18 protein-coding genes are annotated in these 17,816 nt (G+C 63.4%); 9 read left to right on the forward strand and 9 right to left on the reverse strand.

Annotated features, from left to right (window positions below):
• Positions 1-39: 39 nt before the first annotated feature.
• From ACP7EG_RS02680 to ACP7EG_RS02715, 8 genes are all read right to left on the reverse strand, one after another.
• On the reverse strand, positions 40-303 hold the full coding sequence (locus ACP7EG_RS02680; RefSeq protein ID WP_426086315.1) for a hypothetical protein: 264 nt from the start codon (positions 301-303) through the stop codon (positions 40-42).
• A gap of 112 nt (positions 304-415) precedes the next feature.
• On the reverse strand, positions 416-592 hold the full coding sequence (locus ACP7EG_RS02685) for a hypothetical protein (RefSeq protein WP_426086316.1): 177 nt from the start codon (positions 590-592) through the stop codon (positions 416-418).
• Between the two features lie 156 nt (positions 593-748).
• Positions 749-2,665, reverse strand: a complete 1,917-nt coding sequence (locus tag ACP7EG_RS02690) for a PatA/PatG family cyanobactin maturation protease (RefSeq protein ID WP_426086318.1) — start codon at positions 2,663-2,665, stop codon at positions 749-751.
• Positions 2,666-2,958: 293 nt separating this feature from the next.
• On the reverse strand, positions 2,959-3,672 hold the full coding sequence (locus ACP7EG_RS02695) for an aspartate/glutamate racemase family protein (protein WP_426086319.1): 714 nt from the start codon (positions 3,670-3,672) through the stop codon (positions 2,959-2,961).
• Positions 3,669-4,889: a DUF917 family protein gene (locus tag ACP7EG_RS02700; protein ID WP_426086320.1), complete on the reverse strand. Its 1,221-nt coding sequence runs from the start codon at positions 4,887-4,889 to the stop codon at positions 3,669-3,671. Before ACP7EG_RS02700 ends, ACP7EG_RS02695 begins: the two co-directional genes overlap by 4 nt.
• Positions 4,864-7,266 (reverse strand): sigma 54-interacting transcriptional regulator, encoded by a 2,403-nt coding sequence (locus ACP7EG_RS02705; protein WP_426086321.1) that lies wholly within the window; start codon positions 7,264-7,266, stop codon positions 4,864-4,866. Before ACP7EG_RS02705 ends, ACP7EG_RS02700 begins: the two co-directional genes overlap by 26 nt.
• A 232-nt stretch (positions 7,267-7,498) precedes the next feature.
• Positions 7,499-8,083 (reverse strand): gamma-glutamylcyclotransferase, encoded by a 585-nt coding sequence (locus ACP7EG_RS02710; RefSeq protein WP_426087123.1) that lies wholly within the window; start codon positions 8,081-8,083, stop codon positions 7,499-7,501.
• Between the two features lie 53 nt (positions 8,084-8,136).
• Positions 8,137-9,072, reverse strand: coding sequence for a LysR substrate-binding domain-containing protein (locus ACP7EG_RS02715; RefSeq protein ID WP_426086322.1), 936 nt, complete (start codon positions 9,070-9,072; stop codon positions 8,137-8,139).
• 126 nt (positions 9,073-9,198) lie between these two features.
• On the opposite strand from ACP7EG_RS02715, the gene ACP7EG_RS02720 reads away from it, so the two are divergent.
• Genes ACP7EG_RS02720 through maiA form a run of 3 tightly spaced genes read left to right on the forward strand, consistent with a single transcriptional unit; the run spans position 9,199 to position 11,476 of the window.
• Complete coding sequence (locus ACP7EG_RS02720; protein WP_070311278.1) at positions 9,199-9,732, forward strand: VOC family protein; 534 nt, start codon at positions 9,199-9,201, stop codon at positions 9,730-9,732.
• 50 nt (positions 9,733-9,782) lie between these two features.
• Positions 9,783-10,805, forward strand: coding sequence for a fumarylacetoacetate hydrolase family protein (locus tag ACP7EG_RS02725; protein ID WP_426086323.1), 1,023 nt, complete (start codon positions 9,783-9,785; stop codon positions 10,803-10,805).
• 20 nt (positions 10,806-10,825) lie between these two features.
• Positions 10,826-11,476: a maleylacetoacetate isomerase gene (maiA, locus tag ACP7EG_RS02730; RefSeq protein WP_426087124.1), complete on the forward strand. Its 651-nt coding sequence runs from the start codon at positions 10,826-10,828 to the stop codon at positions 11,474-11,476.
• A 27-nt stretch (positions 11,477-11,503) separates the two neighbouring features.
• Here the strand turns inward: maiA and ACP7EG_RS02735 are convergent, their stop codons facing one another.
• A complete protein-coding gene (locus ACP7EG_RS02735) occupies positions 11,504-13,243 on the reverse strand; it encodes a diguanylate cyclase (RefSeq protein WP_426086324.1) in 1,740 nt (579 codons plus the stop codon).
• Between the two features lie 265 nt (positions 13,244-13,508).
• Between ACP7EG_RS02735 and ACP7EG_RS02740 the strand changes: the two genes are divergently transcribed.
• From ACP7EG_RS02740 to iscA, 6 genes are all read left to right on the forward strand, one after another.
• Positions 13,509-14,288 (forward strand): uracil-DNA glycosylase, encoded by a 780-nt coding sequence (locus ACP7EG_RS02740; protein WP_426086325.1) that lies wholly within the window; start codon positions 13,509-13,511, stop codon positions 14,286-14,288.
• A 38-nt stretch (positions 14,289-14,326) separates the two neighbouring features.
• Positions 14,327-14,878, forward strand: coding sequence for an NADAR family protein (locus ACP7EG_RS02745; RefSeq protein ID WP_096236717.1), 552 nt, complete (start codon positions 14,327-14,329; stop codon positions 14,876-14,878).
• A gap of 189 nt (positions 14,879-15,067) precedes the next feature.
• Complete coding sequence (gene iscR / locus ACP7EG_RS02750; RefSeq protein WP_426086326.1) at positions 15,068-15,544, forward strand: Fe-S cluster assembly transcriptional regulator IscR; 477 nt, start codon at positions 15,068-15,070, stop codon at positions 15,542-15,544.
• Between the two features lie 42 nt (positions 15,545-15,586).
• Positions 15,587-16,843: an IscS subfamily cysteine desulfurase gene (locus ACP7EG_RS02755; RefSeq protein WP_426086327.1), complete on the forward strand. Its 1,257-nt coding sequence runs from the start codon at positions 15,587-15,589 to the stop codon at positions 16,841-16,843.
• Between the two features lie 173 nt (positions 16,844-17,016).
• Positions 17,017-17,406, forward strand: a complete 390-nt coding sequence (gene iscU, locus ACP7EG_RS02760) for a Fe-S cluster assembly scaffold IscU (protein ID WP_010399775.1) — start codon at positions 17,017-17,019, stop codon at positions 17,404-17,406.
• 51 nt (positions 17,407-17,457) lie between these two features.
• A complete protein-coding gene (iscA, locus tag ACP7EG_RS02765; RefSeq protein ID WP_010399774.1) occupies positions 17,458-17,778 on the forward strand; it encodes an iron-sulfur cluster assembly protein IscA in 321 nt (106 codons plus the stop codon).
• The last annotated feature ends 38 nt before the right edge of the window (positions 17,779-17,816 follow it).

A 17,816-nucleotide genomic window follows, 5' to 3' on the forward strand; every position in this document is an offset into this window, starting at 1 on the left:
GAGGCCAGGAGGCGGGAATCTGGCGAGCGGAATCGGTGCTCAGTGGCAGATGGCAAAGGTGCCATTCACGCCTTGCCAGTGAATCGCGCCGCGCCGGGCGCAGCAGGCGCTGCAATTATGGGCTGTCGGTCCGCCTATCGGCCCGTGCGTATCGAAGCACTGGCCTTGGCCGGTGTTGGTCGGTCCGCAGGCGGACGGCTGCATGCCGCTGGTGTGCGGGCCGCTGGCTTGTACGTTGGCTTGTGCGTTGATGGGGCCACGCGCGCTGCGCGAAACAGGCGGGCTTTGTAATGGGAGTCGCATCGCTGTCATTCCTCAATTGTGGATGATGCCGGCCCGCTGAACGGGCGACGAGAAACTCATCGCCCGCAGGCATGCCGGGTTTAGCCGGGATGGCTTTATCTTGCTGGCGTGATCAGCAAACGGTGGCGGCGCAAGCAGCCATGCAGGCTTGCTGTGCGATACCGCTCAAGGCGCTGCAACCCATTTGGCACAGGGTGCAGGCAATGCCGGAAGGGGCGACACCCTGGCTGATGCTGGAGATGCTGGGGTTGCGTTGAACGGCTTTGGCTTGCAATGGCAGATTGTTCATTTCAAAACTCCTTGTGGTGGCGCCGCCGCGGGCAACGACAATGGATGTGTGTACCGAGGGGTACGGTGCTGATCGTTTCCCGCCAACGACCGTTTGCTGAAGCGCGTGCACGCATCGCTGCGCCCACGTGCCCCGACAAGTCAAATGGCGTGGCAGTTAGCGCTGCGACCAGTAGCGCACGGGTCCGACGCTGACCGGTATCACATCGCTGACGTCGACGGCGAAGCGGGCGACCGTGTTGGCTACCTGCAGATTTTCCGGGTTGAAGAAGGTCATGATGATGTCGTAGCACTCGGAGCCCGGGCGGCACACGGGACTCTGTTGCACCACGATGGTATCGAGCTGCATGCCGGTGGTTTTGGCCAGCATTTCCGCAGCCTGCATGGCATTCGTGGCCGAGAAGTTGAGGGCGCGGTCCATGCCCGTGACGCCCAGGTTGCGGAAGTCGTAGTAGATACGGTTCAGGAAGTTTTCCAGGCGCGCGCCCGTGTTGTCGCTGTTCAGTTCCTGGTTGTCCTGTGCCGCCATCAGGCTGCTGATCAGTTCCGGGACATTCCAGCTGAACATGCCCCGTATGGCTGGCTGAATCACGGGCACGACCTGGCCGGACATCAGCCTGGCGGCGCCCGCAATTACGCCGGGAAACGAATTCATGACGACCTTGCCATCGATCGTGCCGACAAAGGCCTCGAACAGCAGTTCATAGGTCAGGTCGGCATACGGACCGACGGGCACGATCGCGTAAATCGGCGTGGCGTCCAGGTTGACAGTCCAGGTCAGTGATTGGCGGAAATATGGCTTTGCGCGCAGGAATTCGATCAATTGCTGCGGATCGTCCGGGTTGTTCCTGCCCGGGGGCATGGCCTGGACAAAGGAATCGTGGCGCGCTTCGCTGCCGAAGTCGATGCCCAGGTTGCCCAGCGCATATACCAGCGTCGGGCCCTTGGCCGCACCGCCGCCGCAGCCGCAATCTGAGGCATCGATGCCGGAGGCGCTGATGCCTTGGCGCGTTGCGCCGGAAGGGGCCGCGAGGTTGGCCAGGGAGGGGGTTTCCCGCATGGGAACGCTGAGCGGATGCGCCTGCGCGGAAGTGTCGGCATTGGCTGGGCTCGCTTCAATCACAGTATCGTCTGACATTTCAATTTTCCCTTTTAATAATATAAGTTGAGTGGCGCCCGGCACATTCAATGTCCCAGTCAGGAGGCGGCGACAGTCCAGCTCGCCATTGGTGTTGCAACGCGTTGCGCTTTGCAGCAGTGCGCTGCAAACTCCACGAGGGTCAGGACGATCCCCATGTTGGTGTTGTCGGCATAGCAGCAAGGCTGCAATGGCCGAGACGATCGGGGTGGCAAAGCTGGTGCCGCTGTTGACAAGCACGCGCCCTGCGGGGGCGGCGCCGAGGATGTCGGTGCCGGGCGCCATGATGCCGCGCGCGCGATAGGCCTCGCCCCAGTTGCTGTTGGGCATGGGAGCACCTTGCCGGTCCAGGGCGCCGACCACCAGGGTGTACTCGATGGAGGCGGGGATATGCAGGCAATCGCAGCCGTCATTACCTGCCGCAGCGACCAGCAGGACGTTGCGTTCATGGCACAGCTGTATGGCTTTTTGCAGCAGGCCATCGGCGGCGCCGCTGTCGGACAGTTCACCGCCGCTGACGTTGATGATGTGTGCGCCATGCTCGACGGCCTGGGTGATGGCGCGGGCCAGGTCGAGTTGCGTACATTGCGTCAGTGCGCCGTCGGCGCGGTCGGCAAAGATGGGCAGGATCAAACCCCGACAACGGGGGACCAGGCCCGTGACGGGGCTGCCTGGCTGGCCAAAGATGATGCTGGCGACGTGGGTGCCGTGCTGCGATGCCCGGCCATTGCCGCTGGAGCCCGTGGCGAGGGTGTCAAGCAGTTGCAGGTTGGCGCCGGCAAAACAGTCGTGGCTGGTATCGACGGGACCGTCGAGCACGGCGATGCAGATATCGGCACAGCCGGCGTTGCCTTCTAGCAAGGCAGCCAGGCCGGGCAACAAGCCATGATTGGCCAGGCTGTCGTGGGTGGTGGATTCTTCCATAGTCGTCGGCACGGCGCGGCTCCTTGCTGGGTCTTGGGTGGCGTGCGGCACACCGTTTGAGGTGCTCCGCCCGCCTGCTGCGGCGCCTGCTGGTCAGGCACCGATAGCATGATCTTTAGCAAGGGATGTGCCAGAACGCCAAGTGCTTGATTTGCAAGGGGAAGGGTTGATTTGCATTGTCGTGACGCAACAATGATGGCGGATATCGTCCACTATCTTTGACGCGGATGGACGAAAACGGCAGCGGGGAAGGGTGGGGGGCGCGCCCGGTCACGGCATGGCGTGGCCCGGGCGCGTGCGGTGCATCAGCTATGCTTGCTGTAGCAGGCGCGGCTGGGACGCAGGCGCATGCGCACGAGGGAAACGAGGAAGCTGAAGCCTGCCTGGTTCGGATCGATGACCGGCACATAGGTGTGCAGCGCATCCTCCAGCAGGGCGGTGACGCGCGCGGCGACGCCAACAAAGCCTGTGCAGCCGAGCAGGATGGACTGGGCACCGTCTTCCTGTACGGCCAGCATGGCGGCCTGGAAGGTTTTTTCGACCACCTTGTCCAGCTTGTCGAGGTCGCCGACGGGACAGTCGATGGAGCGGATGGAGGCGAAGCTATCCTGCAAGCCGTAGGCCTGCATGTGGCCCTGCTGCATGGCGAGCGTGCTGGGCAGTATCGTCATGATCGACAGGCGCTCGCTGAGTGCCAGCGCGGTAAAGGCGGCTGGCGGGAAGCCGCCGAGGATGGGGATGTCGATCACTTCGCGCGCTGCTTCCACGCCGCACATGTCGAAGTCGCTGAGCCAGATGCCGTCGTGGCCTTCGCGTTCGATTTCTCTGGCCAGTTGTACCACCGGATAGCCGTTTTGCAGCCAGTCGATGCGGTATTCGATGCAGTCGTGCCCGGTCGAAATGTTGCGCACGGACACTTCGACGTCGGGCGGCATCACGGGCTGGACAGCGTCGAGCAGGTGCTGGTTGTAGGCGGCGGTGGCTACCGGCGCCACGATGCAGATGCGCAGCGGTTTCATGCGGCGCTCCCTGCTGCTGTGCTGGCATTGCCAGTGAGCGGCACATAGGGCCCCAGGTAGCCGATGGTGTTGAGCAGTTGCATGAAGCTGTCCAGTATCAGGCCGCTCCGTTCACGCAGTACCGGATTGGCTTCCAAGCCCAGCAGCGTTACCTTGCGCTGCTGCAGGGCCGGGTTGAGCGTGCCGTCAGGCAGCAGCAAGTCGCCATTCGAATACACGGCCTGGCCATCGCCCTCGACAAAGTAGCTGATGGTGTCGGGCGCCATGCAGATGGGGCTGCTGCGGCTGCTGTCCCAGACCAGCAGCGATTCGTTCTGGTACAGGACCGTACAGAGCCGGTCGCCCGCGCGGATGGTGATCTTCCCAAGGTCGAAGCCATTGCGCGATTCGGCTTCGGCAGCGACGAATGTACCCTGCGGAAACAGCGGCCGGGCGCGCACGTCGAATTGCAGCGCCAGATAGTTGACCAGTTCGTCAGCGCTGCGCAAGCGGCCTGCCTGCAGTTCGCGGCCCAGGCGCAGGGCACGCCCCAAGGTGCCGCGCACCGGCAGCGCGCGGGCCAGCTCTGCCGGTGCCATGATCCACATGGCCAGCCCGCCGAACTGCTTGAAATCGGCTTGCGAGACGATGGGGCGCATCATCTGGTCGATGATGGTTGCCACGTCCTGCCGTTGGGACTGAGCGCCGTTCTCGCCCTGGCTGTGTTCGACGTCAAGTTCCACGCGCAGTCCCGACTGGCTGACGAGGAAGGCCGGACGCGGACTGATCTGCGCAGCCGCATACGTCAGCTGGGGCAGCGAGGGTACGGCGCGGCCGGCGCCGTCGGCGTCGATCACCGCCAGCCCCAGGTGGGCGGCGACCAAGCAGGCGACGAGAAACCCCAGTGCTCCGCTTTCCGGCGGCGCCAGGTAGGACAGCGTGCGTTTTTCCCGCGCCAGGCGCTCCCTGACCGCGATCACGGCACCCACGGGCCCCTGCGGAAAGTGGGCGCCATTGATCGCCACGGGCGAACCCAGGTAAGCCACCATGACCGTATCGCCATCCGTGGCTTCGTCGACGCTGACCACGCGCACCTGGGCGCGCGGATAATAATCGCCGGCGTGGAACTGGGCCAGCAGGCTGCGCGCGGACGTGAGCGTGCCGCCGCCACCGCTGCCGAAGAAGCAAGCTCCCAGCAGCAGCGATTCAAGGTCATCGTGGTTCAGCAGATAGCTCATGTTGCGTATCCTCAGGTTGGCATGGCATGGAAATGGCCTGCGCCAGGGTGGCCTGCAACTGCAGCGCCTGGGCAAACCGGGGGAAAGCCGTGTCAGGTTCCACGCTGCGCAAGGCGCGCGTGAGGTGCGCCAGTGCTTCGGGCCGGCGTCCGCGCTGCAGCAGCAGTTGCGCCAGGCGGGTCGCCACCAGCAGGCTGCCGGCCGCTGCGCCCAGCGCCTTGGCTGTCGACAGCGCACTGCCCAGCTCGCGTTCCGCGTTGTCCAGGTCGCCCACCGCGATCCACGTCCTGGCGTGCATGTCGAGCAGTTCGACCAGGTAGGCCCGTTCGCCATGTTCCAGCGCCATTTCGATGGCGCCGTGCAGCAACTGCCGGGCTTGCAAAGGCTGGCCTGCCGACAGCAGCAGTTCGCCCCGCTTCCAGGCCTGGAATGAATGGAAGAGCATGCCGCCTTCACACAGCATGTAGTGCTGGTAGCCGTCGGCGATGCGCTGCTCGGTTTGCGCATGGGCGTTGCCCGGCGCCAGTGCGCAGGCGTGGAATATCTGGCCTACTCCAAGGTAGAATTGATAGCCATATTCGCTGGCGACGGTTTTCAGGTCCGCCGCCAGGTTGGCCAGTCTGTCCCAATCTTCGAACATGCAGGCCAGCCATGCGGCGCCCTGCAGCGCGATGACGCGGTGGAAGGGATGCGGGTTGTCGGCGCTGCCGCGCAAGATCAGTTGCTCCATCACCAGGCGCGCGCGCCGGAAGGCGCCGCCCTGGAAGTAGGACAGGCCTTCGAAGGTGGCGGACAACCCGGCGATATCCAGGCCCTGTCCCCCGGCTTCGGTCGATGCCGCGCCGCAGAGCAGGTGTCCGCGCTCCAGGCAGGCCAGCGTCTCGCGGTAGTCGCCGAGCCAGAAAAGCGTGTTGGCCAGGGCCAGGTGAGCCTGGGACAGCAAGTCCGTGTCCCCTATCGCTTGCGCCCGCTGCAGCATGTCCTGCGCTGTTGCCCGGGCCGCCACCAGGTCCAGCGCCATCAGCTGCGAACTCCAGATGCCGAACCGCAGGGCGGTGATTTCCACCTCGTCGCCCAGCGCCGCCGCCTCCTGCAATGCCTGCTGATAGCAGGCGAGCGCTTCGGCGCTTTGCCATCCGCTGATACCGCGGTGCGAGATGGCCAGCCAGCGGTGCAGGTCGCAGCTCAGGCGGCGCGCCGTGCAGGGGTGCGCATCGGCGGCCAGCAGCGTAAGGCCGCGGCGCAACACTTCGATGGCTTCCTTGAAGCGGGCCGCCTCGATCAGTGCGCGCCCCTCCAGCAGGCAGACGCGGGCGAAATTGCTGCGCTCCTCGTCGCCATGCAGGCGGCGTTCGATGACCTTGCGGTTGATACCCAGGTGGCGGGCAGCGATCGTCTTGTTGCCATCGGCAATGCGCATCGCATAGTCGATCAGCAATTGTTGCGCAGCAGCCAGCTTGTCATCTCCGTCCAGCCGCATGAGGGCTTCTGCCAGCAGCGTGTGATCGGCGTCCTCCGGTGTGCCCGCCGACAGAAAGGCTTCCAGGCTGTGGGCATCGATCAGCGCCGATTCGGCCAGTATAGACAGCCGTTCAATCAGGTTGCGCAGTTCGCGGATATGGCCGGGCCAGACATGCCGGCACAGGCGTTCCACGGCGGTGGCGGTGAAGCGGATGGGCCGCTTCTGCTGGCTGGCAAAGTGCGCGGCGAGGGCGGCGACGTCGCTGCGGCGCTGGTCCAGGCCCGGTACGTCGAGTTTCACTACCGCCAGCCGGTAATACAGGTCTTCGCGGAAACGGCCCGCTTGCACCATCGCGGCCAGGTCGCAGTGGGTGGCGGCCACGATGCGGCCGTTGAAAGGCTGGGTATCACCTCCGCCCAGCGGCCGGAAACAGCGCGATTCGAGCACGCGCAGCAGCTTGCTCTGTACGGCCAATGGCAGTTCGCCTATTTCATCGAGAAACAGCGTGCCTTGTCCCGCCTGGGCGAAAAAACCGGCGCGGTTGTTGAACGCTCCCGTAAACGCTCCTTTGGTATGGCCGAAGAGTTCCGCGTCGATCAAGTGTTCCGGCAAGGCGCCGCAGTTGAGATCGACAAATGGCGCACCGGGATCGCCGCTTTGCCGGTGCACGAGCTGGGCGATGATTTCCTTGCCGGAACCGGTGGGACCGCTGATGAGCACCGTGCTGCGGGTCGGTGCGACCGCTTCGACCATGCGCAGCAGGCGCTGGAATATCGGGGCGCTGCCGATGATGTTCAGCCCGCCTCCGACGCTACCGCGGGGAATGGCGGCATGCATGGGAGCAATGGCGCCCGGACCGGGAAGAACGTAATGCGGCTGCCTCCCATGCTGTTGCAGCATAGACGTTTCGGACATGGTCGTCTCACTCCGGTGATTTCGCTCCGATCATGCAGGGCCGTGGTTCTGCCCCGCGGCCTGCTGACGCGAACCATTGCTAAAGGAATCGCGCGTTCCGATTATGGTCGCTAATGAAACGGGGGATAGTCGCCAATTGTCACAATACAAAGATATTCATCGCTTGCATCATGCAAGTTGGCGGCCCGCAGCCAGGCGCAAGTTTTGGGGCCAGGCCCTCGCCCGCCGCAACTCACTGCGCTGCAGGCGGCGCATCCTTCAATTGCGCCAGATGTTGCTCGATGGCAAAGACATGCGGATCGTTCTTGCCCAGTTCGCGCAGGGCGCTGGCCAGGTGCAGCAGGTATTCGCTGTTCGGGCCGCTGGGGCCGTTTGATCGGGCGATCTGGCGCGCGATGTCGAGTTCCGGCGCGGCCCCGAGGAAGGCGGCGTTTTCCTCGTTGGCGATGTACACCAGGCCTTCGACCTTGCTGCCATCGTCGAAGGTGATGTCGGTGGCCAGGCGCAAATAGCCGTTCTTTTCGCGGTGGTCGAGGTGGGCGAAGACTTCGGGCGTGATCAGATAAGCCATGCCGTCGCACACGGCGCCCGCCTGCGGCACGATGGTGGCGACCCGCCCCGGCGCCATCGGCGTGCCCCGATGATCGTGCGATCCCTGCCAGAAGCGCCGTGTCCAGCCGGCGATGCTGGCGGGGCGGCGTTCAAGATAGGGAAAGTCGGCCTTGTAGATCAGCGAGCCGTAGCCGAACAGCCAGACCTGTGCATGGCCGTCGAATTTTTTCATACGCTGGTTGATGGCGATGGTGGCGGCGTCGATGGCGGACAGGTCAGGTTGGGTCATGGTGCAAGCGGAGAGGGGGCGATGATGGATTATAAAGGTGCGCCAGTACCGCCGCCCGCTGCCACGTTCCACTCGTGCGTCTCGACGAACTGGAACAGGAAGGCCATGAAGCTTTCGGCGGCCGGCGACAGCGAACGGCCCGTCTTCGTGTAGACGAAAAAGCGCCGCGTCAGTTCCGGCTCGTGCAGGGCGCGCATCTGCAGTTGGTACAGCTTGACCATCGGTTCCGCGTACGGCAGGCAGACCGTGATACCCAGGTTGGCGCTGACCATGGCCAGCGCCGTCGTCATGAAGGTCACCTCGTTGTAGGGATTGAGCGACAGCTCGCGAAACGCGCCGTGCATGTCGCGCAGCAGGCGCTCCGTGAACTGGCCCTGCAGCGAAATGAAAGGGTAGTCGCCCACGTCGGCCCAGGTGACTCTTTCTTTTTGTTGCAGCGGATGCTGCTCGGGGAAGACCAGCACGAAGGGCATTTCGAACAGTACTTGCGCGGCGATTTCCGCCGTCGGGTCGCGCTCGGGGCCGATGCCGAAATCGACTTCGCCGCTGAAGACGCGCGCCGACACGTTTTCCACGGGGCAATCGACCAGGCGCAGCTGCACGTCCGGGTGGGCCTGGCGGTAGGCGGCGATCACTTCCGGCAGCAGGGTGCAGGCCATCATCTGCGGCGCGGCGATGCGCACCATCCCCGTTTTCAGGGCCTTGCGCTGGGCGATGCCGGCCATGGCGCCGTCGAGGTCCTCGATCATCTTTTCAAACAGCGGATACAGCTCGCGGCCGATTTCCGACAGCTGCGTCTTGCGCGTGCTGCGCTCGACCACGCGCACGCCCAGCACGCTTTCCAGTTCCTTGATCAAGCCGCTCAAGGCGGACTGGGTCACGTGCAGGTACTCGGCGGCCAGGGTAAAACTGCCGGTCTTGGCCAGCGCCACGAAGGCGCGCATCTGTCGCAGACTGGGACTCATAAGACAATCCGATAAATCAATGGTTAAAAATTGTTTGTATGATAGCTGTAACTCGATTCTAATGGTGAAAAGCTGAAAAACAGGCCAGTCATCGCGCCCCGGGCGCATCCATTGGAGACAAGCACCATGAAGATCAAGCAAATCCACCACGTCGCCTACCGCTGCATCGACGCGAAGAAAACCGTCGAGTGGTACGTCAAGCATTTGAACATGAATTTCGTCCTCGCCATCGCCGAAGACCTGGTGCCGTCGACCAAGGCGCCGGACCCGTACATGCACGTCTTCCTCGACGCGGGCCAGGGCAATGTGCTGGCCTTCTTCGAGCTGCCGACGCAGCCGCCGATGGATCGCGACCGCAATACCCCCGCCTGGGTGCAGCACCTGGCGCTGGAAGTGGGCAGCATGGAGGAACTGCTGGCCGCCAAGGAGCGCCTGGTGGCCGCCGGCATCGAGGTGCTGGGCCCCGTCAATCACGCCATCTTCCAGTCGATTTACTTCTTCGACCCGAACGGCCACCGCCTGGAGCTGGCAGCCAACGTGGGCACGCCCGAGATGATGGCCAAACTGGACGCCGTCAAATGGGAAATGCTGGAAGAATGGTCGCAGACGCGCCGCGCACCGAAGCACGCCGCCTGGATGCACGCGCCGGCCGACGCCTGAGCGCCCCGGATCGGCAACCTCTCTGAAACAACCACCGAACAAGGAACACCATGAAATTCGCAACCCTGAAAAACGGCAGCCGCGATGGCGCCCTGATCCTCGTCAGCCGTGACCTGCGCCAGTACCAGCGCGTGGCCGCCATCGCCCCCACCCTGCAGGCGGCGCTCGACAACTGGGACGCCGTGGCGCCGAAACTGGAGCAGGCGTATGCCGACTTGAATGCGGGCCAGGCGCCGGACGCGCAGCCGTTTGATGCCAATCTGTGCCACTCGCCGCTGCCGCGCGCCTACCAGTGGGCCGATGGTTCCGCCTACATCAACCATGTGGAACTGGTCCGCAAGGCGCGCAACGCGGAAGTGCCGGCCTCGTTCTACACGGACCCGCTGATGTACCAGGGCGGCTCGGACAGCTTCATCGGCCCGCGCGACCCGATCTTCGCCCTGTCGGAAGAGTGGGGCATCGACCTGGAGGCGGAAGTGGCCGTCGTCACGGGTGACGTGGCCATGGGCGCCAGCGTGGACGATGCGGCGCAAGCGATTCGCCTGGTGATGCTGGTCAACGATGTCTCGCTGCGCAACCTGATCCCGGGCGAGCTGGCCAAGGGTTTCGGTTTCTTCCAGTCGAAGGCGGCCAGCGCGTTTTCGCCCGTCGCCGTCACGCCCGATGAACTGGGCGCCGACTGGGCGGACAGCAAGCTGCACCTGCCGCTGCTGGTGGACCTGAACGACAAGCCCTTCGGCAAGCCGAATGCCGGCGAAGACATGACCTTCAACTTTGCGCAACTCGTCGCCCATGCGGCCAGGACGCGCGAACTGGGCGCCGGCAGCATCGTCGGCTCGGGCACCGTGTCGAACAAGCAGGGCAACCTGTTCGGTTCCAGCATCGAGAACGGCGGTGTGGGCTATTGCTGCCTGGCCGAAGTGCGCATGTATGAAACCATCGAACATGGTGCACCGAAAACGGCGTACCTCAAGTTCGGCGACACGGTGCGCATCGAGATGCGCGACGCGGCTGGCGCCAGCATCTTCGGCAGCATCGAGCAGACGGTCGCGCTGTACGCCGGCCGCGCCTGAAAGGACGCCCCGCCATGAGCATGAAGTTGTACACCTACTTTCGCAGTTCGGCCGCCTACCGCGTGCGCATTGCCTTGAATGTAAAGGGCATCGCCTACGACAGCATCCCCGTGCATCTGCTGCAGGATGGCGGACAGCAGTTGCTGCCGGCCTACCGCGCCGTGAATCCGTCGGCGCTGGTGCCGGCGCTCGATGACGATGGCGCCATCCTGACGCAGTCGCTGGCGATGCTCGAATACCTGGACGAAACGCGACCGGCCGTGCCGCTGCTGCCGACGGACGCGCTGGGACGCGCCCGCGTGCGCGCGCTGGCGCTGGCGATCGCCAGCGATGCGCATCCGCTGACGAATCTGCGCGTCCTGAAATACCTGAAAAACACCCTGGGCCTGTCGGACGAGGCCAAACAGGAGTGGTACCGCCACTGGATGGCCGAGGGACTGGCCGCCGTCGAAGCGCTGCTGGCGCAGGGCGACCCGGCCGGCACGGGCCTGTTCTGCCATGGCGACAGCCCGACGATGGCCGACTGCTGCCTGGTGCCGCAAGTGTTCAATGCGCAGCGTTTCGCCATCGACCTGGCGCCGTACCCGCGCGTGGCACGCATCCACGCGCATTGCGCCGGCTTGCCGGCGTTTGCCGCCGCCCATCCGTCGCAGCAGCCTGACGCCGAATAGGGCATCAGGTCAACAAGGGGAGCAGGTTCAGCTCCACTCAACCCTGTCCCGTCCGCCATGTTTGGCGCGGTACAGGGCCTGGTCGGCGCGGATCAGCAGATCGGTCATGTTGTCCGCTTCCCGCCTGGTTGCTGCGGTCGATTGCGGCGTGTTGCATGTCACGCCGATGCTGATGGTCAGACTGACCAGTTGGCCGTCATCGCATTCCACGCGCAAGCTGGCTGCCGCCAGGCGCAGGCGCTCGGCCGCTTCCAGCGCCACTGGCAGTGGCGTCTCCGGCATCAGCAGCACGAATTCCTCGCCCCCGAAGCGCGCCGCCGTATCCATGCCCCGTGTGACGCTGCGCAGCACTTGCGCGACGGCAGCGATGGCGCGGTCGCCCGCGTCGTGGCCATGGTCGTCATTGATGCGCTTGAAGTGATCGATATCGATCATCAGCAGCGACAGCGTATGGCCGAAGCGTTGGGCGCGTTCAAGTTCCTCTGTCAGCCGCAGCGTTATCATGCGGCGGTTCCCCAGGCCCGTCAGCGGGTCGGTCGTGGCTTGCTGCTCCAGCCGGGAGTTGGCCACCAGCAGTTCCAGGGTGCGCTGCAAGACCCGTTCCTCGAGCATGTCGCGCTCCGCATGCAGCGCCGCCACGCTGGCGCGGCGGCTGCGCTGGGCCAGTAGCAGGGCCGTGATCAGCGCCGCTTGCAGCGCGATCAGCGACAGTCCGGCGATGATCTGCCAGTGATATTGCGCCCATACACCCTGTGGCCGGTTCAGGATGCGCGACTCGTCGGGCAGATTGTGCAAGCCGAAACGCTGTACCGCGGCATCGTCGAAGATAGTTGCCTGCATGCCATCCGGGTCGGGCGTTCTGCCCAGCAGAATGCGCGCAATGGTGCGCCCCACTTTCTCTCCGCTGATGACATAGCCGCCCACCACGCCGGGCAGTATCAGCGATTCCACGCTGGTGAAAATGGGCACGGCGCTGCGCGAGGCAAGGTCGCGCGCCATGGCGGGCGGCGTGGTTCGCTGCCCCAGCACGTCGCGATACACGGGCAGCAGGTAGATGGCGCTGCCCGGTCCCAGCGTGCCGGTGCGGCGCCACAGCTCTTCCTGGCTCAGGTGGTCCCAGAAGTCGACCTTGAGACGGCCCTGGTAGGGCGCGATGGCGGCGCGGATGGCGGCGATCCACGCCTGGCCGCGTGCGCTGCCGTCGCCGACGACGGCGATATGGCGCAGTCCTGGCGTCACTTGCAGCATGACGGCGATGGCCTTGCCGAAATCGTGGCGCACATCGAGATTGATGCCGTCGGCAGGAGTCCAGTCCTGCCGTCCCTGATTCACATAGTAGCGCGGCACGCCGGGAAACAGCTGCGGATGCTGGCTCAGGAACTGGGCCGCCAGGTAGTTTTCCGTGATGATGGCATCGAATTGCACCATCCTGTACTTGGTTTGCAGATAGGTTTCCAGCCCGGCGACGGCAGGCTGTTCGCCCACGCGCACGGAATCGAGCCGCTCCTCATAGATGCCGGGCGCGAGGTGCCAGTTCTCGTTGGCCAGTTCAACGCTCATGCCCTTGTGGATCAGCGTTTGCCACTGCGAGGAGGCATCGCTGCCCAGCGAATACAGTACCAGCACTTGCCTTGGCGCAAAACGCGGTGCGCTGATCTCCGCCAGGTCTAGCGCATGGACGGGGGCGTTGCAGCATAGCCATAGCAGAAAGCTCAGGCAGGGCAGGCGTAGCGCGGCGCGCAATCGGATGAGGTAGGGACGGGGCATGGACAGGGCAGTGTGTTGAGAACTTGCCCAGGCGCAATGAGCGTTAGTGGATCGAAGAAGCCGGTAAGCACTATATCTTGATGTGGCTCAAGTTCCACGGAAACCAGTCTAGCATTGCCGGCCTCGATTGGCGCAGGTGGCGTGCAATTTTCGATACGGTTGTGGCGATATTGGTATTGCTGTGAAATGTGGGGATGGTGCCCATTCAACAACGCAGGCGTATCGGTGCGCTACAATTTGCGTTTGCCCAAATACTTCACGCCTCATGACCGCAACCACCGTTCCTGCCAGCATCACCGATGCCCTGTCCCTGGCGCATGTTTCCTGGCATCCCATCCTGCTGCGTGGCTTGCACGCCGTGATGGCGGCCGATCCCGCCTATCTGCCGACGCTGGCCGTCGACGATTATCTGCCCACGCAGGGCCGGCTGTTCGCCGCTTTTGCCCTGCCGCTGGCGCAGGTGCGCTACGTGCTGGTGGGCGAGGGGCCGTATCCGCGCGCCGACAGCGCCACGGGCGTGTGCTTCATGGATGGCGCCGTCGGCAGTTTATGGTCGGCCACGGGGTTGTCGAAACCCGTCAACCGCGCCACATCCCTGCGCAACTTCATGAAGATGCTGCTGGTGGCCGATGGCCAGTTGCAAGGCGGTGACACGTCCGGCGCGGCCATGGCGCCCGTGGCGGCCGCCGCGCTGCAAGCCGGCAGCGGCGTGATCCAGACCCTGCCCGACTTGCAGCGCAAGATGACGGAGCAGGGTTTCTTGCTGCTCAACGCGGCGCTGGTGTTCCGTGCCCACGTGCCGCCCGTGCAGGATGCGCGCGGCTGGCTGCCCTTCCTGCAGGTGGTGCTGGAAGCGCTGGCGCAGCAGGGCCGGGCGGCCTTGCCGCAACTGGTGTTGTGGGGCAAGATTGCCGAGCTCATCAAACGCCTGCCGGTGGCGGCAATGCTGCCGCAGGTGACGGCGGAACATCCGTATAATCTGTCCTTTATCGGCAACAGCGACATGCAGGCCTTGTTTGGTCCGATGCAACTGTTGCGTGCTTGAGATTGAATTGGCGCCTGTCTGGCGGAAGTGCGGGGAATATGCAAATCAGTAATGTGGAAGAATTGAAGGCGTGGATAGCGGCGGGCGGCGTGCCCGACTATCTGTATTTCTGGGGCCACACGCCGGCGCAGCCGCAGGTGCCCGACAAAAGTTGCTTCAGCCAGTGGTTTCCGTCGCCGTTCAGTCTCGCTGGCGTGACGTATGCGACGGCCGAGCACTACATGATGGCGCAAAAGGCGGCCCTGTTTGGCGATACCTCGGTGCAGGCGCGCATCGTGGCGGCCGGGCGGCCGTCGGAGGTGAAGAAGCTGGGGCGCGAAGTGGCGAACTTTGACGCCAAGGTATGGGAAGCGGCGCGCGCCGGCATCGTCTTCGATGGCAACTTTGCCAAGTTCTCGCAAAAGGCCGCGCTGCGCAAGTTTCTGCTGGGAACGGGCGAGCGCGTCATCGTCGAAGCCAGTCCCGTCGACCGCATCTGGGGCGTGGGCCTGGCCTCGGACAATTCGCGCATCCTGGACCCCGCCACCTGGGACGGTCTGAACCTGCTGGGTTTTGAACTGATGAAAGTGCGCAGCGCTTTACGCGCCTGAGCCCTGCTGTTGTTTTCCTGAAGCCGCCGCGCCTGGCGCGGCCGGCTATGCCCCTGCCAGCCCTGTGGTCATCGAGGGGCGCTCTGACAAACCCCGCCGAATTTGTTATACTTGACTAAATCATTCAACTACTCAGGGTTTGAGAAGTTGAAAAGCCGCAATATTTTAAACTAGTTGAACCGAGGATGTATGCGTCTGACTACAAAAGGCCGTTTTGCCGTGACTGCAATGATCGATCTTGCCCTGCGCCAGGGCAAGGGACCGGTCACCTTGTCCGGCATCAGCCAGCGCCAGTCGATTTCCCTGTCCTACCTGGAACAGCTGTTTGGCAAGCTGCGCCGGCATGAGATCGTCGAATCGATCCGTGGTCCGGGCGGCGGCTACAGCCTGGCGCGCCGTGCCGACAAAGTAACGGTGGCCGACATCATCATCGCCGTCGATGAGCCGCTGGACGCCACGCAGTGCGGCGGCAAGGAACATTGCCACGGCGCCGACGCGACCACGGGTGCGCGCTGCATGACGCATGAATTGTGGTCCACACTCAACGAAAAAATGGTCGATTATCTGGATTCTGTGTCGCTGCAGGACCTGGTCGACCAGCAGAGACAAAAGATTGCCGAGCAAAGCGTGATGGTGATGCACCGTAACCACGCCGCCCTCGGTTGATAAATACAAAATACTAAGTTGCTGATTGCATTGGAGTTATTGATGAACGCCCCTGAAAAAAACGTAGGCCAAGTGCACTTTGAAACCGCACCGCATTTTCCGATCTACATGGATTACTCGGCCACCACGCCGATCGATCCACGCGTCGCCGACAAGATGATTCCTTACCTGCGCGAGCAGTTCGGCAATCCGGCATCGCGCAGCCACATGTATGGCTGGACGGCGGAAAAAGCCGTGGAAGAGGCACGTGGCTACGTGGCGGCCCTGGTGAACGCCGATCCGCGCGAAATCATCTGGACTTCCGGCGCGACGGAAAGCAACAACCTGGCCATCAAGGGCGCGGCACAGTTCTACAAGACCAAGGGCAAGCACATCATCACCGTCAAGACCGAGCATAAATCGGTGCTCGACACGGTGCGCGAACTGGAACGCATCGGCTTCGAAGCGACGTATCTGGAACCGCAGGACAACGGCCTGATCACCGTCGAGCAACTGGCCGCGGCCGTGCGCCCGGACACCATCCTCGTGTCGGTGATGCTGGTGAACAACGAAATCGGCGTGATCCAGCCGATCGACGAAATCGGCGTGTTCTGCCGCTCGAAAGGCATCATCTTCCATTGCGACGCTGCGCAAGCGACGGGCAAGGTCGTCATCGACCTGCAAAAGACCAAGGTCGACCTGATGACCTTCACGGCGCACAAAACCTACGGCCCGAAAGGCGTGGGCGCCCTGTATGTCTGCCGCAAGCCGCGCGTGCGCCTGGAAGCGCAGATGCACGGTGGCGGCCATGAGCGCGGCCTGCGTTCGGGCACCCTGCCGACGCACCAGATCGTCGGCATGGGCGAGTGCTTCCGCATCGCCAAGGAAGAAATGGACAGCGAAATCGGCCGCATCAAGGCCTTGCGCGACCGCCTGGCCAAGGGCTTGCAAGAGATCGAAGAAGTCTACATCAACGGCGACATGGAGCACCGCGTGCCGCACAACCTGAACGTCAGCTTCAACTACGTTGAAGGCGAGTCGCTGATCATGGCGATCAAGGATATCGCCGTGTCGTCCGGTTCGGCCTGCACCTCGGCCAGCCTGGAGCCATCGTACGTGCTGCGCGCCCTGGGCCGCAGCGACGAACTGGCGCACAGCTCGATCCGTTTCACCATCGGCCGCTTCTCGACCGAGGAAGACATCGACTTCGCCGTGAACCTGCTGAAATCGAAAGTACACAAGCTGCGCGAACTGTCGCCGCTGTGGGATATGTTCAAGGACGGCATCGATATTAATTCGATCCAATGGGCAGCCCACTAAAAGCACCTGTTAAACCTACTGCGCGTCGCGATTTGCGGCCTGCGATGCTCACTGTGCTACAGCACAGTTCCGCTTCTCGGCCACAACTCACTGCCGCTCGCTACGGTTTTCCAGGCACTTTACGCTAATCAGGCCCCAAACGGGGCCGGCAAGAATATTTAAGGAGCATCAAAATGGCTTACTCGGACAAAGTACTCGATCACTACGAAAACCCGCGCAACGTGGGCGCTTTCGACAAGGGTGATGACACCATCGGCACCGGCATGGTGGGCGCGCCTGCCTGCGGCGACGTGATGAAACTGCAGATCAAGGTCGGCGCCGATGGCCTGATCGAAGATGCGAAATTCAAGACCTATGGCTGCGGTTCGGCCATCGCGTCGAGCTCGCTGGTGACCGAATGGGTCAAGGGCAAGACCCTGGACCAGGCGCTGGCGATCAAGAACACGCAGATCGCCGAAGAACTGGCCCTGCCACCAGTGAAAATCCACTGCTCCATCCTGGCGGAAGACGCCATCAAGGCGGCAGTGCTGGATTACCAGACCCGCCATCCAGTAGCAGCTTAAACGTTGGCAGCCCGCCCCAGCCGCAAGGCCGGGGCAGTTGCGGAGAAATACATGATCACACTGACCGAAAAAGCGGCGAAACACATCAACCGTTATATCGAACGGCGCGGCAAGGGCATGGGCTTGCGCTTTGGCGTGCGTACCACGGGCTGCTCGGGCCTGGCTTACAAGCTCGAATATGTCGATGAAGTGGCGGCCGAAGACAGCGTCTTCGAATCGCACGGCGTGAAGGTCTTCGTCGACCCGAAAAGCCTGCCTTACATCGACGGCACGGAACTCGATTTCGCGCGCGAAGGCTTGAACGAAGGCTTCAAGTTCCACAATCCGAACGAAAAAGACGCCTGCGGCTGCGGCGAGTCCTTCAGGATTTAAACAGCTGGCAAGACCCCGGTCGGTGCGCTGTACCCATC

The sequence above is a fragment of the Janthinobacterium sp. PSPC1-1 genome (assembly GCF_049897625.1).
GTDB lineage: Bacteria > Pseudomonadota > Gammaproteobacteria > Burkholderiales > Burkholderiaceae_D > Janthinobacterium > Janthinobacterium tructae.

What these genes read in the sequence shown, in the direction of transcription:
- ACP7EG_RS02745 (WP_096236717.1), top strand. Translation starts at nt 14,327, where the DNA reads ATGCAAATCAGTAATGTGGAAGAATTGAAGGCGTGGATAGCGGCGGGC.
- ACP7EG_RS02755 (WP_426086327.1), top strand. Translation starts at nt 15,587, where the DNA reads ATGAACGCCCCTGAAAAAAACGTAGGCCAAGTGCACTTTGAAACCGCA.
- ACP7EG_RS02700 (WP_426086320.1), bottom strand. Translation starts at nt 4,889, where the DNA reads ATGAGCTATCTGCTGAACCACGATGACCTTGAATCGCTGCTGCTGGGA.
- maiA (WP_426087124.1), top strand. Translation starts at nt 10,826, where the DNA reads ATGAAGTTGTACACCTACTTTCGCAGTTCGGCCGCCTACCGCGTGCGC.
- ACP7EG_RS02735 (WP_426086324.1), bottom strand. Translation starts at nt 13,243, where the DNA reads ATGCCCCGTCCCTACCTCATCCGATTGCGCGCCGCGCTACGCCTGCCC.
- ACP7EG_RS02720 (WP_070311278.1), top strand. Translation starts at nt 9,199, where the DNA reads ATGAAGATCAAGCAAATCCACCACGTCGCCTACCGCTGCATCGACGCG.
- iscU (WP_010399775.1), top strand. Translation starts at nt 17,017, where the DNA reads ATGGCTTACTCGGACAAAGTACTCGATCACTACGAAAACCCGCGCAAC.
- ACP7EG_RS02705 (WP_426086321.1), bottom strand. Translation starts at nt 7,266, where the DNA reads ATGTCCGAAACGTCTATGCTGCAACAGCATGGGAGGCAGCCGCATTAC.
- ACP7EG_RS02725 (WP_426086323.1), top strand. Translation starts at nt 9,783, where the DNA reads ATGAAATTCGCAACCCTGAAAAACGGCAGCCGCGATGGCGCCCTGATC.
- ACP7EG_RS02695 (WP_426086319.1), bottom strand. Translation starts at nt 3,672, where the DNA reads ATGAAACCGCTGCGCATCTGCATCGTGGCGCCGGTAGCCACCGCCGCC.
- iscR (WP_426086326.1), top strand. Translation starts at nt 15,068, where the DNA reads ATGCGTCTGACTACAAAAGGCCGTTTTGCCGTGACTGCAATGATCGAT.
- ACP7EG_RS02715 (WP_426086322.1), bottom strand. Translation starts at nt 9,072, where the DNA reads ATGAGTCCCAGTCTGCGACAGATGCGCGCCTTCGTGGCGCTGGCCAAG.
- iscA (WP_010399774.1), top strand. Translation starts at nt 17,458, where the DNA reads ATGATCACACTGACCGAAAAAGCGGCGAAACACATCAACCGTTATATC.
- ACP7EG_RS02680 (WP_426086315.1), bottom strand. Translation starts at nt 303, where the DNA reads ATGCGACTCCCATTACAAAGCCCGCCTGTTTCGCGCAGCGCGCGTGGC.
- ACP7EG_RS02740 (WP_426086325.1), top strand. Translation starts at nt 13,509, where the DNA reads ATGACCGCAACCACCGTTCCTGCCAGCATCACCGATGCCCTGTCCCTG.
- ACP7EG_RS02685 (WP_426086316.1), bottom strand. Translation starts at nt 592, where the DNA reads ATGAACAATCTGCCATTGCAAGCCAAAGCCGTTCAACGCAACCCCAGC.